At 64.8% G+C, this 14,980-nt stretch carries 18 protein-coding genes; 4 read left to right on the plus strand and 14 right to left on the minus strand.

What is annotated here, in order from left to right; translation table 11 throughout:
• Positions 1-169: 169 nt before the first annotated feature.
• Positions 170-721: a CHAP domain-containing protein gene (locus AC1DVS_RS14680; RefSeq protein WP_478024190.1), complete on the plus strand. Its 552-nt coding sequence runs from the start codon at positions 170-172 to the stop codon at positions 719-721.
• A 125-nt stretch (positions 722-846) separates the two neighbouring features.
• Here the strand turns inward: AC1DVS_RS14680 and msrB are convergent, their stop codons facing one another.
• The 4 genes from msrB to AC1DVS_RS14700 form a co-directional block, all read right to left on the minus strand.
• Positions 847-1,338: a peptide-methionine (R)-S-oxide reductase MsrB gene (gene msrB, locus AC1DVS_RS14685; protein ID WP_478024192.1), complete on the minus strand. Its 492-nt coding sequence runs from the start codon at positions 1,336-1,338 to the stop codon at positions 847-849.
• Between the two features lie 134 nt (positions 1,339-1,472).
• Positions 1,473-2,711, minus strand: a complete 1,239-nt coding sequence (locus tag AC1DVS_RS14690; protein WP_478024193.1) for a cytochrome P450 — start codon at positions 2,709-2,711, stop codon at positions 1,473-1,475.
• A gap of 113 nt (positions 2,712-2,824) precedes the next feature.
• A complete protein-coding gene (locus tag AC1DVS_RS14695) occupies positions 2,825-4,069 on the minus strand; it encodes an ABC transporter permease (protein ID WP_478024195.1) in 1,245 nt (414 codons plus the stop codon).
• Positions 4,066-4,983, minus strand: a complete 918-nt coding sequence (locus AC1DVS_RS14700; RefSeq protein ID WP_478024197.1) for an ABC transporter ATP-binding protein — start codon at positions 4,981-4,983, stop codon at positions 4,066-4,068. The genes AC1DVS_RS14695 and AC1DVS_RS14700 overlap by 4 nt, the downstream gene beginning before the upstream one ends.
• 41 nt (positions 4,984-5,024) lie before the next feature.
• Between AC1DVS_RS14700 and queG the strand changes: the two genes are divergently transcribed.
• Positions 5,025-6,146 carry a tRNA epoxyqueuosine(34) reductase QueG gene (gene queG, locus AC1DVS_RS14705; protein ID WP_478024199.1) on the plus strand — a complete coding sequence of 374 codons (1,122 nt, stop codon included), beginning with the start codon at positions 5,025-5,027 and terminating at the stop codon, positions 6,144-6,146.
• A gap of 180 nt (positions 6,147-6,326) precedes the next feature.
• On the opposite strand, the gene AC1DVS_RS14710 is transcribed toward queG, so the two are convergent.
• Positions 6,327-6,722 (minus strand): hypothetical protein, encoded by a 396-nt coding sequence (locus AC1DVS_RS14710; protein ID WP_478024201.1) that lies wholly within the window; start codon positions 6,720-6,722, stop codon positions 6,327-6,329.
• Positions 6,719-7,399: an EI24 domain-containing protein gene (locus AC1DVS_RS14715; RefSeq protein ID WP_478024203.1), complete on the minus strand. Its 681-nt coding sequence runs from the start codon at positions 7,397-7,399 to the stop codon at positions 6,719-6,721. The genes AC1DVS_RS14710 and AC1DVS_RS14715 overlap by 4 nt, the downstream gene beginning before the upstream one ends.
• A 110-nt stretch (positions 7,400-7,509) precedes the next feature.
• Between AC1DVS_RS14715 and AC1DVS_RS14720 the strand changes: the two genes are divergently transcribed.
• Complete coding sequence (locus tag AC1DVS_RS14720) at positions 7,510-8,508, plus strand: adenosine kinase (protein WP_478024204.1); 999 nt, start codon at positions 7,510-7,512, stop codon at positions 8,506-8,508.
• Between the two features lie 70 nt (positions 8,509-8,578).
• Here the strand turns inward: AC1DVS_RS14720 and AC1DVS_RS14725 are convergent, their stop codons facing one another.
• The 8 genes from AC1DVS_RS14725 to hisB form a co-directional block, all read right to left on the minus strand.
• Complete coding sequence (locus tag AC1DVS_RS14725; protein WP_478024206.1) at positions 8,579-10,201, minus strand: amino acid permease; 1,623 nt, start codon at positions 10,199-10,201, stop codon at positions 8,579-8,581.
• A gap of 107 nt (positions 10,202-10,308) precedes the next feature.
• Entirely contained in the window at positions 10,309-10,686 is a 378-nt protein-coding gene (locus tag AC1DVS_RS14730) for a histidine triad nucleotide-binding protein (protein ID WP_343891040.1), read from the minus strand.
• Positions 10,687-10,807: 121 nt separating this feature from the next.
• Positions 10,808-11,122 carry a phosphoribosyl-ATP diphosphatase gene (locus tag AC1DVS_RS14735; RefSeq protein ID WP_478024207.1) on the minus strand — a complete coding sequence of 105 codons (315 nt, stop codon included), beginning with the start codon at positions 11,120-11,122 and terminating at the stop codon, positions 10,808-10,810.
• Positions 11,123-11,153: 31 nt separating this feature from the next.
• Entirely contained in the window at positions 11,154-11,345 is a 192-nt protein-coding gene (locus AC1DVS_RS14740; RefSeq protein WP_478024209.1) for a hypothetical protein, read from the minus strand.
• 88 nt (positions 11,346-11,433) lie between these two features.
• On the minus strand, positions 11,434-12,201 hold the full coding sequence (gene hisF, locus AC1DVS_RS14745) for an imidazole glycerol phosphate synthase subunit HisF (protein ID WP_478024210.1): 768 nt from the start codon (positions 12,199-12,201) through the stop codon (positions 11,434-11,436).
• A gap of 172 nt (positions 12,202-12,373) precedes the next feature.
• Positions 12,374-13,108 (minus strand): 1-(5-phosphoribosyl)-5-[(5-phosphoribosylamino)methylideneamino]imidazole-4-carboxamide isomerase, encoded by a 735-nt coding sequence (hisA, locus tag AC1DVS_RS14750; protein WP_478024212.1) that lies wholly within the window; start codon positions 13,106-13,108, stop codon positions 12,374-12,376.
• Positions 13,109-13,127: 19 nt separating this feature from the next.
• Positions 13,128-13,733 (minus strand): imidazole glycerol phosphate synthase subunit HisH, encoded by a 606-nt coding sequence (gene hisH, locus AC1DVS_RS14755; protein WP_478024214.1) that lies wholly within the window; start codon positions 13,731-13,733, stop codon positions 13,128-13,130.
• Between the two features lie 28 nt (positions 13,734-13,761).
• Positions 13,762-14,349, minus strand: coding sequence for an imidazoleglycerol-phosphate dehydratase HisB (hisB, locus tag AC1DVS_RS14760; protein WP_478024216.1), 588 nt, complete (start codon positions 14,347-14,349; stop codon positions 13,762-13,764).
• Positions 14,350-14,419: 70 nt separating this feature from the next.
• Between hisB and AC1DVS_RS14765 the strand changes: the two genes are divergently transcribed.
• The gene (locus tag AC1DVS_RS14765; protein WP_478024218.1) at positions 14,420-14,902 is read left to right on the plus strand and encodes an SspB family protein; all 483 of its coding nucleotides are present in this window, start codon (positions 14,420-14,422) and stop codon (positions 14,900-14,902) included.
• Positions 14,903-14,980: the final 78 nt, after the last annotated feature.

The following is a 14,980-nucleotide window of genomic DNA, read 5'->3' on the forward strand; positions in this document are numbered from 1 at the left end:
GGGCTGCTGGCGCGATAGGCAGGGCAATAGGGGCCGCCGTCGGGGGCAGTCATCGCCTCGTCAACACGGTTCGTCGGAAAAGGTTCCATTCGCCGCTGCACTGGGGTTCCCACCCGTGGCGGGACCTGCTTTGACAGGCTCAACAGTTAGCGGGACCTGAGGGGGTCACATGAATTTCCGAGCGTTTGCAGCGCGTTTTGCGCTGGTGGTTTCGTGCGGCCTGATGGCAGCGACCCCGGCGATGGCGCAATTCTGGCAGTGCGCTCCCTATGCTCGCGAAATTTCCGGTATCAACATTCATGGCAACGCGAACACCTGGTGGACCCAGGCCGCCGGCCATTATGCCCGTGGCCATGCCCCGAAGGCCGGCGCAGTGCTCGCCTTTGCATCGAACGGCCGGATGAAGCTGGGCCATGTCGCGATGGTCAGCGAAGTGATCAGCGACCGCGAAGTTCTCCTCACTCACGCCAATTGGTCGCGCCGCGGCGGGATCGAGCATAATGTGCGTGCGGTCGATGTGTCCGAAGCCGGTGACTGGAGCTTGGTGAAGGTCTGGTACGGCCCGCAGGGCGGTCTCGGCACCACCTCCTATCCGACCAAGGGTTTCATCTATTCGGATCAGGCGCCGAGCGACGAAACGGTCGACACCGAGGATACGCAAGCGCCGCTGCCGACGCTGACCATGGCCTCGGTCGATATGGACGGCGATATCCAGTTTTAATTCCTTCTCCCGGCGCTCGCAAAAACTGGTGGCGCGTAGCGCCGGATGAGGGTGATAGAGGTTCGCCCTCACCCTCCCATGCTACGCATGGGCCCCTCCCTCTCCCGCTGGGAGAGGGGTAAAGACTAAACCTTCCCAGCCGTGAACGTCAGCGCCAGGCCATTCATGCAATAGCGCTTGCCGGTGGGCTTCGGGCCGTCGTCGAAGACGTGGCCGAGATGTCCGCCGCAGCGGCGGCAATGGACCTCTATGCGCGACATGCCGAGCGAACCATCATCGCGGCTGCGCACTGCGGTGGGGAGCGGCGCCCAGAAGCTCGGCCAGCCGGTGCCGCTGTCGAACTTGGTCTTCGATGAAAAGAGCGGCAGCGCGCAGCCGGCGCAGGAGAAGATGCCGGCGCGGTGCTCGTCATTGAGCGGGCTGCTGAAGGGCCGTTCGGTATTCTCGTGACGGAGCACCTGATAGGCGGCGGGCGACAGCTTTGCCTTCCACTGCGCGTCTGTCAGCGTCACTTCGAAATGCTCGCGCGCAGCAGTCGCGCTGCGGCAGCCGAACAGGGCGAAGGCGGCGGCGCCGGTGCCCGCCATGGTAAGGAACATACGTCGGTCTTGAATCATGGAGTCCTCCGGCTGATCTGGTGCGAATATAGGTACGCGCCAGGGATCAGGCGAGATGCATCGGTGCGCAGGACGACCAGATCGGTCTCGAACTGACTTTCTATCCGTCTCTCACAAGGGGAGAGGGAGAAAGCTCAATATTTGCTGATCTCGACCGGCAGCTTGCGATAGCCATGGACGAAGCAGGCAGCGACGCGCTCCGGCTCGCCGACCACGTTAACCCGCATCCGGCGCTTCGCCATTTCCTCGAGCAGCGTCGCGATCTGGAGCTCGGCCAGGCGCGCACCGACGCAGCGATGGATGCCATGGCCGAAGGCGAGATGGCGCCGCGCATTGGGACGGTCGACGATGATGCTGTCCGCGTCCTCAAACACGCTCTCGTCGCGGTTGGCCGAGATATACCAGAGCGCGAGTTTGTCGCCGGCCCTGATCTTCTGGCCTTCGAGTTCGCTATCCTGGGTCGCGGTGCGGCGCATATGGGCGAGCGGGGTCTGCCAGCGGATGATTTCCTGCACTGTGTTCGAGATTAGCGAAGGGTCGGCTTCGAGTTTCGCACGCTGGTCGGCGAACAGGTCCAGGCCGTAAGCGGCGGCGCTCATCGAGTTGCGGGTCGTGTCGTTACCGCCGACGATCAGCAGGATGAGGTTCCCGAGAAACTCCATCTGGTCCATCTCGGCCATCGCATCCGAATGCATCATCATCGAGATGAGATCGGGCGTGGGCGGCTTGCCGAGCTTCTGGTTCCACAGATTCTGGAAATAGCCGCCGCACTCATACATGTGCTTGAGCCGCTCGAGCCGCAGCTCCTCGGTCTTCACCAGCTCGATATCGCCGGCCCAGTCGGACCAGAAGGTCAGCTTGCGGCGATCCTCCCAGGGGAAATCGAACAGGATGGCGAGCATCTGGGTGGTCAGTTCAATGGAAACGGTGTCGACCCAGTCGAACTCCTTGTTCCATTCGAGCGAATCGAGGATCTCGGCGGTGTGGGTGCGGATATTGTCCGAAAGGCGCACCATCTCGCTCGGCGTGAAGGCCGGGGCGACGGTGCGGCGCTGGCCGGTATGCTTGGGCCGGTCCATCGCGATGAACATCGGCATGCGCACGTCGGTGGGCGAATTCTCGATGAAATCGGCGAGCGTGATGCCGCCCGCCTGGGACGAGTAGAGATCGGGGAGCGACTCGGCCTGGACGATCGGCTTGTAGCTGGAGACCGACCAATAGGGGCCAAAGCCCGAATCCTCGACATAATGAACTGGCGATGTTGCGCGGAGCTCACGGAAGGGCGCCTGCCAGAGATCGTCGCGGTAAAGCTCGGGGCGGCTGACATCGAGCGGGTCGATCCGCATGTCCGCTTCCTTCGCCAGTGTCGCCATTATCTGCTCTCCTTTGGCCCAGGAAAGACCTAACTGACATTCATGTCAATATCGTATTGCAACGGAATCGGCGAGATGTGGGATCAGGGCGGCGGCGGACGGAAAAGCAGGTATCACTTCCGCCCGAACAATCCCTTCCAGTTGATCTTGCCGCTGCCCGATTGCAGCACGCCGCGGCGAAAGGCGCGGGCGCCGATCAGGATGACGATCGCGACCCACAGCAATTGCCAGGCGAGCGCCGCCGCGTGCGGCCATAGCTCCGGCGCGTTGGCGGCGTGCGCTGCCATTGCGTAGGGCGAGCTGAACGGGAAGATCTCCGCCGCCCGCGCGATCCAGCTATCGGGCTTTGCCGCCGCGACCGTGCTGACGCCGAAGATCGCCATTTGCAACACGGTGATCGGCAGCGACAGCATTTGCAGTTCACGCGGCGTTGTCGCCTGTGCGCCGACGCCGAGGAATACGCCGCCGAGCAGCAGATAGGACATGGTGAAATAGGCGAAGAACAGCAGGACAAAGGCCGGTTCGCCGACTGCGGGGCCTATGTCGCCAAGCGCGCTGGCGATGTTCGCCGGCAGGATGGCATGGACTTGGCTTACCAGCGTACCCCAGAAGGCGATGAACAGGATTGCCGAGCCGAACATGCCGATCAGCTTGCCGAAGAACACCGCTTCGAGCGGCACCGCGGCGGCGAGCACCTCGACCACCTTGTTATTGCGCTCCTCGGCCATGGTGCCGACTGCCTGGCCGGCCAGCAGCAGAGTGAGGAAGAAGATGCCGAAGACGGTGAAATAGGCCGATTCGCGCCGCCCCGAGGAAGAGGGTTTTGCACGGACGAGCGAGGTGTAGGTCGCTTTGCTGAGGGGTGCGGTCCCGCTGCTGGCGGTGCGCAATGTGCCCTCGGCGAGTTCGGCGAGATAGGAGGCATCGGCGCGGCCATGACCGCCATAGAGAATGGTCGGCTCGGTAAGGTTGCCATACAGCGCCGCTGACGCATCCGAACCCTGGGCGCTGAATGCGATGTTCGCCTGACCGGCGGGGTTGTCGCCGGGCGCTTCCATGACGAGCCGCGGCGGCTCGTCGCTCGGATTATAGAGTCTGCGCAGGCGGGCGTCAGTCGCGCGCATCGCGGCTTGCTGGGCCGGTGCGACGATGGCGACGATGCTGAGCTTTTCGCCCGTTCCGCTTGCCATAGACGAAGCGCCAAAGCCGCCGATCGCGCCGAACGACAGCATGATGACCGGCGTGAACAGGAAGATCAGGAAGGTCGGGGTGAAGACCGTGGCGACGAAATCGCGGCGGGCGATCGTCAGCGTCTGGCGGATCATGCGGCGGAAGTTGCTGGTTGGGGGCGAGCTCATTGGCCTGCCTCCAGCGCTTCCTTGCCGACAATCCTGACAAAGGCGTCGTGCAGGCCAGGGCGTTCGATCGACAGGCCCGAAATACCGAAGCCGGCGTCGATCAGATTCCGGATCACATCCTCGGCACCGGTATCGGCAATGGTGAAGCGCCAGGCGTCGCCGATATGCTCGGCATCGGCGGGCAGGAGCTCGCGTACGCCGGCGCCGTCATGGTGCGGCACATAATGGGCGCGCATCGGCAGCATGCCGCGTGCCTCCGCCACCGTGCCTTCGAAGCGGCGCTTGCCGCCGGAGATGATCGCCAGCCGGTCACAGAGCCGCTCGGCATGCGCCATGACATGGGTAGAGAAGAGGATGGTCGCGCCGCGATCGCGCTGCGCCACGATCAGCGCCTCGAGCCGTTCCTGGTTGACGGGGTCGAGTCCGGAAAAGGGCTCGTCGAGCACCAGTAATTCAGGCTCGTGTACCACGGAACCGAGCAGCTGAACGAGCTGCGCCATGCCTTTCGAAAGCTTGCGGATCTTGCTGTCGACCGCATGGCCGAGCCCGTTCGCTTCCATCAGCGCGACGGCGCGCTTGCGGCCGGTCTTGAGATCGAGCCCGCGGAGCGCGCCCATAAAGGCGATCGCCTCCTTCGCCTTCATCGCCGGATAGAGGCCGCGCTCCTCCGGGAGATAGCCGACCTGGTCGCTCGCTTCGCGCGGGCGATCAAGCCCGAGGAGCGTGCGGCTGCCGCCGTCCGGCTCGATGATGCCGAGCAGCATGCGCAGCGTCGTGGTCTTGCCGGCGCCGTTGGGCCCGAGCACGCCGTAGATCATGCCTTTGGGTACGGCGAGATCGACGCCATCGACCACGCGGCGGTCGCCGAATTTCTTGATTAGCCCGGTGGCGCTGATCGCCAGCTCGTCACGCAACGTAATTTCCTCGAATGTTACAGGCGTGGTAGCGGGCAAGGGTGAACAAAGACAAGTCGCTGAGCGAAAGACTGAAGTCAAAAGCGGTTGAATTGGGTTTCGCCGCGGTGGGTGTGGCGCGTGCCGATGCCGCGCCGCGAACGTCGGAACGGTTGCGGCAATGGCTGGGCGAGGGCCTGCACGGCGAGATGATCTGGATGGAGGCGCGTGCACACCACCGCGAAAGCCCTGCCGGCTTATGGCCCGACGTGAAGAGCGTGATCGCGCTGGGGATGAGCTATGCCCCCGCGCATGACCCGCTGGTGCTGGCGGGCGAGGGGGAGAAGGGGCGGATCTCGGTTTATGCGCAAGGGTCGGATTATCACGATGTCGTGAAGAAGGCGCTGAAGGCGCTCGCGCGCTGGCTGGTCGCCGAGGCGCAGGACGTGGACCTGAAGGTGTTCGTTGACACGGCCCCGGTGATGGAGAAGCCGCTCGCCGAGGCGGCCGGGCTTGGGTGGCAAGGCAAGCACACCAATCTCGTTAGCCGGGACCATGGCAGCTGGCTGTTCCTGGGGGCGATCTACACCACGCTCGATCTGGCGCCGGATGCGCCCGGGCGGGACCGGTGCGGCTCATGCGACGCCTGCCAGCGCGCCTGCCCGACCGATGCCTTCCCCACACCCTATCGGCTCGACGCCCGGCGGTGCATTTCCTATCTGACGATCGAGCATGCCGGGCCGATCCCACACGAGTTTCGCGAGGGGATCGGTAACCGGATTTACGGATGCGACGACTGCCTGGCGGTTTGCCCGTGGAACAAGTTCGCCGCCGCTGCGCACGCGAACCGAGCGTTTGCAGCGCGAGCCGAGCTGGCGGTGCCCGATCTCTCTGATCTGCTCGCGCTCGAAGACGAGGGGTTTCGCGCGGTGTTTTCGGGATCGCCGATCAAGCGGATCGGGCGTGACCGCATGGTACGCAATTGTTTGATCGCTGCGGGGAATAGTAGGGCTGCGGGGTTGATCGAGACGGTTGTGGGCTTGCTGGATGATCCGGCGCCGGTGGTCCGGGGGGCTGCGGTTTGGGCGCTGGGGCGGCTGGATATGGAGCGGTGGGAGCGGGAGCGTTCAGTGCGGATGCTTACCGAAAATGACGAGACGGTACGCGCCGAGTGGGAGATCTAATTTCCCCCTTCCGCTTGCGGGAGGGGAGGGCGTGTCCGGCGCCGCCGTGCATGTCCGAGACAGGCCCTCCCCCGACCCAGTTTCAGGTGAACGATGCCCCGCATCGTTCAGGTCAGGCTGGGAGCCTGACCGACCTGAAACTCGCAAGCGGGAGGGGAGTTAGAAGCGGGAGGGAAGAAGCTATCTGCGTCCCACACTCAACGCCCCCACACAGCTCGCCCGATCGATCGGTTTGCCGTCGGTCTGCCGTGCGTCGACATAGGTGACGAGGGGCTCGCCGCGCCCCTTGGGGTAGAGATAGGCATCGAGCACGCAGATGGCGTTGCCGAATTGCAGTTTCCGTGCGCTGCCCTCGCGGACATCGGCGACCGGCTGGCCGAACAGGCCGATCAGCGCGCCGCCGGGCTGTCCCATCACCTTGTCCAGCCCGGCTACGCCGCCGGGCACGACCGGCAGCGGAATTTCGCGTGCCGGCCGCGGTGCGACGGTGCCGCCTTCGCCGCAGCCGGCCAGCAACAGGACCGGCAGGATCGTCAGGATCGTCAGGCCCAGTCGCTTCATACCCGACCGCTTCATATCCGTCGTCTCCCGTGGAAAAGATGCGTCGCCATCGCCGCGCCGAGCACGGGCGCGAAGATGTTGAGGATCGGCACCAGGAACAGCGCCGTACCCGCCAGGCCGAGCGTGAAGCGCTGCAGCGCGGTCGATCCGCGCCAGCCCTTCATCGCGCTGCGTGGGATATGCCGAGCGGCGACCATCTCGCCGAGATCATGTCCAAGCAGCCAGCCATTGACGATGAAGAACAGCACAGGCAGCCCGACGCCGGTAAAGAACAACACCAGATAGAGTGGCGAGACCGCGAGGTTGACCAGCACCGCGCGCCCCGCCGAACCCAGGCCCATCGCGATAGACCGGCCAAGCGGCACGTCCTGCGCTTCTGCAAGGGCCTCGGGATAATGCTTCCGCTCGACTGCGACGACGACCTGATCGGCGAACACCCCCATCACCCCGATCGCGACGACGCGAAACAGCAGCCAGGCGAGACCGAGCGCGGTCAGCACCGCAGCTGTCTCGGCCAGGATACCGCCGCCGTCGCCGAAGCCCAGGCTTGCCGCGAGCCAGCCGGCGCTGAACCACAATCCGGCGCCAAACCCGGCGAGCAGCACCACCGTAATCGCCAGCGATTTCAGGAAGACCGCGACGATCGGTGGATCGCCGAGCTGGCCGATCGAGAGGAGAAAGGCGCGAAGCATTGCGCGGGTCTAGCGGCCTCATCCCGATAGGCCAAGCGCTGCCGCCCGGTTGCGCTCTTGGGCCGGCGCCTTTACGGCCGGCGCCGACCCAATTTCCCGGAGATACCAGTTTGACCAGCCCAGCCTATGACGTGGTCGCGATCGGCAATGCGATCGTCGACGTGCTTTCCCAGGCCGAAGACTCGTTCATCACCGAAACCGGCATGACCAAGGGATCGATGCAGCTGATGTTCTCGCCGGCCGAGGCCGACGCGCTCTATGCCAAGATGGGCCCGGGGATCGAGGCGAGCGGCGGCTCGGCGGCGAACACCGTCGCGGCGATCGCGGCGCTGGGCGGCCGCAGCGGTTTCATCGGCCAGGTCGCCGACGACCAGCTCGGCGAGGTGTTCGCGCATGATATCCGCGCGGCCGGCGTCACCTTCACCACGGCGCCACGCGCCGGCGAGCCGACCACGGCGCGCTGCCTGATCTTCGTCACGCCCGACGGGCAGCGGACGATGAACACCTTTCTCGGCGCTTCGCAGTTCCTGCCGGCATCGGCGCTCGACAATGAGCTGATCGCCAGTGGGGCGATCCTCTATCTCGAGGGCTATCTGTGGGATCCCGAGGAGCCGCGCCAGGCGATGCGCGCCGCGATCGAGGTTGCGCGCAAGGCGGGGCGCAAGGTCGCGTTCACGCTCAGCGACGTGTTCTGCATCTCGCGCCACGGCAATGATTTCCGCGACCTGATGGCCAAGGGCCTGGTCGACATCATGTTCGCCAACGAGAACGAGATCCTGGCCCTGATGGAAGTCGAGGATTTCGAAGCGGCGGTTGCGGCGGCAGCGGCGCAGGTGCCGGTGCTGGTGGTGACGCGCAGCGAGAAGGGCGCGATCGCCATCGCCAATGGCAAGCGGGTGTCGTGCGGTGCTGAGCCGATCGAGAAAGTCGTCGACACCACCGGCGCTGGCGATCTGTTCGCGGCCGGCTTCCTGACCGGCCAGGCACAGGGCAAGAGCCTCGAAGAGTCGCTCCGCCTCGGCGCGATCTGCGCGGCGGAGATCATCTCGCATTATGGCGCACGGCCGATGTGCGACATGAAGGCGCTGGTGGCAGAGAAGCTGGGCTGAACCCAGTTCCACGGACAAGAAAAAAGGGACCGCGGATCATATCCGCGGCCCCTTTTTTGTGTGTGACAGATTAGACCGAGCCGGGCGGCAGCGGCGCGATCGTGTCGAGATCGCCTTCATTGACCTCGGTGATACCAAGGCCGACATGGCTGCGCGAGCGGCTGTACAGGAAGTAGATCACCAGGCCGATCGCGCCCCAGCCCGGCAGGACCAGCTTCGCGGTCAGCGGCAGTGAAAGATACAGCCCGATGCAGCCGATGATCGCGAGCGGCGCAATGATGTACACAATAGGCGTGCGGAACGGGCGCTTGCGGCCCGGATCGGTCTTGCGCAGCACCATCACTGAAATCGCCACCATCATGAAGGCGAACAACGTCCCCGCATTCGAATAATCGGCGAGCTTGCCGACCGGCAGGATCGCCGCCGCGAACGCTGCCGCGATGCCGGTCACGACCGTGACGACATGCGGCGTGCGGAACTTCGGATGGATCGAGGCGAGCTTCGCCGGCAGCAGGCCGTCACGGGCCATGACGAAGAACACCCGGGTCTGGCCGAACATCATCATCAGGACGACCGACGGCAGCGCCAGCACGGCGGCGAGACCGACGAGCCGGCCCATCATCGGCCAGTTGATGACCTGCAGCACATGGACCAGGGCTTCCTTGGAACATACGAGCGGCTCCATCGCGCCGGATGCAACGATCGCTGCGCAACGTCCGGCGAGTTCGGCCGAGCCCGGCGAAAGAATGCCGCCGCTCGAACTCGTCACCGGGGTTGCGCCGATTGCGCCGATCGCGCCCGAAGCGACGAGCAGGTAGAAGAGGGTGCAGATGCCGAGGCTGGCGATCAGGCCGATCGGCACGTTGCGCTGCGGGTTCTTGGTCTCCTCGGCAGCGGTCGAAACCGCGTCGAAGCCGACATAGGCAAAGAAGATGGACGCTGCGGCGCCCAGCACGCCCACACCCGACGAACTGAGCGGGTTGCCAAATCCATAGGGCATGAACGGATGGAAATTGTCTGTCTTCAGAACCGGGATGGTCAGCGCAATGAACGCAGTGAGCGCGGCGATCTTGATCAGCACCAGCACGGCGTTGACGCGCGCGCTTTCGGTCGTGCCGATGACCAGCAGCCATGTCACGAAGCCGATCACGATAACGGCTGGCACGTTGATATAGCCGCCAACCTCCATCGCCTTCGTCAGATCGGGGTTGAGAGGGGCGCCGAACGCGACCAGCGCATGCGCCATCAGCGCATCGGCGTTTCGCAGGAGATGGGGAATATGGAACCCGATACTGTCGAGCAATCCGGCCAGATGGTTGGACCAGCCGACGGCAACCGCGCTGGCGCCGACCGCATATTCGAGGATCAGTGCCCAGCCGACCATCCAGGCGAGCAGCTCGCCGGTGACGGCATAGGTATAGGTGTATGCAGACCCGGAAACCGGAACCATCGAGGCCAGCTCGGAATAGCAGAGCGCTGCGACCGCGCAGACAAAGCCGGCGACGACGAAGCTGAGCAGCATGCCGGGTCCGGCCTTTTGCGCCGCTTCGGACGTAAGCACGAAAATACCCGTGCCGATGACGGCGCCGATGCCGAGCAGGGTGAGCTGGAAGGCACCGAGCGATCGGTGCAGGCCTTTTTTCTCGGCCGTCGCCAGGATGGCGTCGAGTGATTTTACACGCCCGAATATCATCAACAATTCCCCGGATTGTGAAGACCGGCTCTGCGGCCGGTTTGTGAAGCGCAGGAGCCTAATGGTAAATCAGGCCTGCGCAATCCCTTATCGATGCGTGACGACTCTCAGCGTGCGAGCATTGGCCCGAGCTTGCGCCCGGCGAAGATATGGACATGGAGGTGCGGCACCTCCTGGTGCGAATCCAGGCCGGTATTGGCGAGCAGCCGGTATCCCGGCGCGACCAGCCCCGCAGCGCGCGCGACCTCGCCCACCGCACGGACGAAGCCGGCGATTTCGGCATCCGATCCCTTCGCGCTGAAATCGTCCCACGAGACATACGGCCCCTTGGGAATCACCAGGATATGAGTCGGCGCCTGCGGGTTGATGTCGTGGAAGGCGAGGGCATAATCGTCCTCGAACACCTTCTTCGAAGGGATCTCGCCGCGCAGGATCTTCGCGAAGATGTTCTGGTCGTCATAGGGCAGGGTGGCGTCGATCGGCATGGCGGCTCCTTCGGGCAAGCCGTCACCCCGGACTTGTTCCGGGGCCCACCGGCCCGCAAATTGGGCAGGTGATGCGTATGCGGAACAGTGGATGCCGGAACAAGTCCGGCATGACGAAAGCTTATCGGGAAGCTTTTTCCTCTATCCCCGAAACGCCCTCGCGGCGCTTCAACTCCGCGCGCACGTCATCAAGCGGCACATCAGCATCGGCCAGCAGCACGAGCAGGTGGAAGATCAGGTCAGCCGCTTCGCCGGTCAGGGCGGCCTTGTCGTCGCCCATTGCGGCGATCACCGTTTCGGTCGCTTCCTCCCCAAGCTTCTGCGCGATCTTGGCGCGGCCCCGGGTGAAGAGCTTGGCGACATAGGAGGTGGTCGGATCAGCGCCCTTGCGGGCACGGATCACGGCTTCGAGCGTGTCGAGAAAGTCTTCGGCCATGATTATCGGCTGGCCCAGACGGGCGTTCACGTCAATCCTTGGGGCGTTTGGCAAACCGCGCCCGCATCGCCCGGCGCACCAGCCAGACGCCGATCGCCGCCATTACGAACAGCGCAATGTCCGAAAGCTCAGGCCCGGTGCGGACCTTCGGCACGCCGGTATGCGCCGGTGTGACGGCGAATGCCGGGGCGGCAAAAAGGAAGAAGGGCAGGAGAAAACGCATGGGGTTGGGATACGCAAGCAGCGTTAAATTTGTGCTCCCGCGAAGGCGGGAGCCCAGACTGGGTCCCCGCCTTCGCGGGGACACAAGCTTATGCGAGCGGTTTGCGCACTGGCACGCCCGCCGCAGCCAACGCCGCATGCGCATCAGCGATGCTCGCCTCGCCGAAATGGAAGATCGAGGCCGCGAGCACAGCGCTCGCATGGCCTTCGAGCACGCCCGCGACCAGGTCATTGAGCCCGCCGACGCCGCCCGACGCAACCACCGGCACCGCGACCTGGTCGGCGATGGTGCGGATCAGCTCGAGATCATAGCCATCGCGGGTGCCATCGCGGTCCATCGACGTGACGAGCAACTCGCCCGCGCCAAGTCCGACGAGCCGCAGCGCATGCTCGACTGCGTCGATGCCGGTTTCGCGCCGGCCGCCATGGGTAAAGACCTCCCAGCCCTGGCCGACCCGCCGCGCATCGATTGAGGCGACGCAGCACTGGCTGCCGAAGCGATCGGCGATGTCGGCGATCACTTCGGGCCGTGATACGGCGGCCGAATTGACTGCCACCTTGTCAGCGCCCGCGAGTAGCAGCGCGCGCGCATCCTCGGCGCTGCGCACGCCGCCGCCGACCGTCAGCGGCATGAAACAGACTTCAGCGGTGCGCCGGACGACATCGAGGATCGTGCCGCGCGCCTCATGGCTTGCGGTGATGTCGAGGAAGCAGAGCTCGTCAGCGCCGGCCGCGTCATAAGCGCGCGCCTGTTCGACCGGGTCGCCGGCATCGCGCAGATCGACGAAGTTCACGCCCTTCACGACACGGCCGTTGGCGACGTCGAGACAGGGGATCACGCGGGCGCGGACGGTCATCGGAAAAGCCCCTCCCCTTCAGGGGAGGGGTKGGGGGTGGGGGCGTGCGTCTGCACGCCAAAAGATTCGTTGCGTCCGGCCCAAAGCGCCGACCGGGGCATCGAGCCCCGCTCAGCGCTGCCCCACCCCTTGCCCCTCCCCTGAAGGGGAGGGGTTGAATAAAGCTCGTTCCTCACGCCGCCGCCGCCACGTTCAGCGCGGCAGCCAGGTCGAGCCGCCCATCATAAAGCGCCCGCCCCGTAATCACCCCTTCGACCCCATCCCGCGCATGGAGCGCAAGCACATGGATCTCGGCAATCCCCTTCACGCCACCGCTGGCGATCACCGGAATATCGACCGCGCGCGCGAGATCGACCGTCGCCTCGACATTGCAGCCCTTCAGCATCCCGTCCCGCCCGACATCGGTGAACAGCAGCGCGGCGACGCCCGCATCCTCGAAGCGGCGCGCGAGGTCGATCACCTCAACGGTGGAGATATCGGCCCAGCCGCGCGTCGCCACCATGCCGTCCTTCGCATCGACCGCAACCACGATACCGCCGGGAAAATCGCGCGCGGCCTCCCGGACCAGCTCGGGATTCTCCAGCGCCGCCGTGCCGATCACCACACGCGACACGCCGAGATCGAACCAGCGCTCGATCGATTCGCGCGTACGGATGCCGCCACCCAGCTGCACGTGCCCCGGGAAACGCTCGACGATCGCCGCGACCGCTTCGCCATTGACCGAGGCACCGGCAAAGGCCCCGTCGAGATCGACGACATGGAGATAGTTTGCGCCCTGCTCCGCAAAGATCATCGCCTGGGCGGCGGGATCGTCGCCATAGACGGTGGCGCGGTCCATATCGCCCTCGGCGAGGCGCACGACCTGGCCGGCCTTGAGGTCGATCGCTGGGAAGACGATGAGCGTCATGACGTCACCCGGATGGATTTCATGGCTGCCACGACAGGAACCTCCGCAATAACTCCAGCCCGTAACGCTGGCTCTTTTCGGGGTGGAACTGCACCCCAAGCATATTGTCCCGGCCGATCGCGGCGGTGACCGCGCCGCCATGGTCGGTCGCGGCGATCACATCCTCTCCGTCAAAGCCGTAGCTGTGCAGGAAATAGGCCTCGCCCGGCTCGATCAGCGGATGCGCGCGCTTCGGCACGACATCGTTCCAGCCCATATGGGGCACTTTCACGCTCGGGTCGCCAGATGTGAGATGCCGGACAGTGCCGCTGATCCAGCCGAGGCCCGGATGGGTGCCCTTCTCCTCGCCCGCATCCGCCATCAATTGCATGCCGACACAGATGCCGAGAAACGGCACGCCATCGCCACGCACGCGCCGGTCAAGCGCATCGACCATGCCCGGCACCGCGCGCAATGCAGAGGCGCAGGCACCGAACGCCCCGACGCCGGGCAGCACGATCCGGTCGGCACGCGCCACCATATCGGCATCGGCGGTGATCGCGACGCCCTCGGCGCCCGCTGCCTTCAGCGCATTGGCGACCGAGTGGAGATTGCCCGCGCCATAATCGATCAGCGCGATACTCATGCCAGGAGCGCGGCGAATCCGCCCGCCATCACAGCATCCCCTTGGTGGAGGGGATGGCATCCGCCTTGCGCGGATCGATCTCGACCGCGATGCGCAGCGCTCGGGCAAGCCCCTTGAACGCGCTCTCGATGATATGATGGTTGTTCTTGCCGTACAGCGTCTCGACGTGAAGCGTGATGCCGGCCGAGCCCGAAAAACTGTGGAACCAGTGCTCGAACAACTCCGTGTCCATCTCGCCCAGCCGCTTCTGGCTGAACTCGCATTTCCACACGAGATAGGGCCGCCCCGAAATATCGAGCGCAACCCGGGTCAGCGTCTCGTCCATCGGCGACAGGGCATCGCCATAACGGCGAATGCCCTTCTTGTCCGCGAGCGCCTGCGCGAACGCCTCGCCGATCGCAATGCCGACATCCTCGACCGTGTGATGCTGGTCGATATGCAGGTCGCCGACCGCCTTCACGTTAAGATCGATCAGCGAATGGCGTGAAAGCTGCTCGAGCATATGATCGAGGAAACCGATGCCGGTTTCGACTGTGTAAAGGCCGGTGCCGTCGAGATTGACGGTCACGTCGATCGACGTCTCCTTGGTGGAGCGGGAGATGGTTCCGGTGCGCATGGGCTCCACATAGCGCCGAAGAGCGCGCATGCAATCTTGACGGTGCTTCAAAGCCCGCTAGGTCATGCGCATGAGCGATGGACTGCCCGATAGCCTGATTCCCTATGACGAGATCGTGCAGGAGGCACTGCGCGCAGTCGTCGGCCGGGTGCTCGGCTCGGTGGCCGAGAATGGCGGCCTGCCTGGCGACCATCATTTCTACATCACTTTCAAGACGCAGGCGCCCGGGGTGAACATCCCGCAGCGGCTGATTGAGCGTTTCCCCGACGAGATGACGATCGTCATGCAGAACCGCTATTGGGATCTGCTGGTCGACGATACCGGCTTCTCGATCGGCCTCAGCTTCAACCAGGTGCCGTCGAAGCTGGTGATCCCCTATGCCGCAGTGACGGGATTCCACGATCCCTCCGTCAATTTCGAACTGCGCTTCCAGGCCCAGGAAGGCCCTGAAGGCCCCGATCCCCACGATGAAGCCGAAAATGACGGCCCGACGGTAACCCCGGCCGAGGATGGATCGAACGTCGTCTCAGTGGATTTCAAGCGGAAGAAATAAATCCCTCTCCCAGCGGGAGAGGGAGGGAGGCGCTGAAAGCGCCGGAAGGGTGAGGGCGACTGGGCGACGATACGTCAC

This window comes from Sphingomonas sp. P3_C5, from assembly GCF_056402635.1.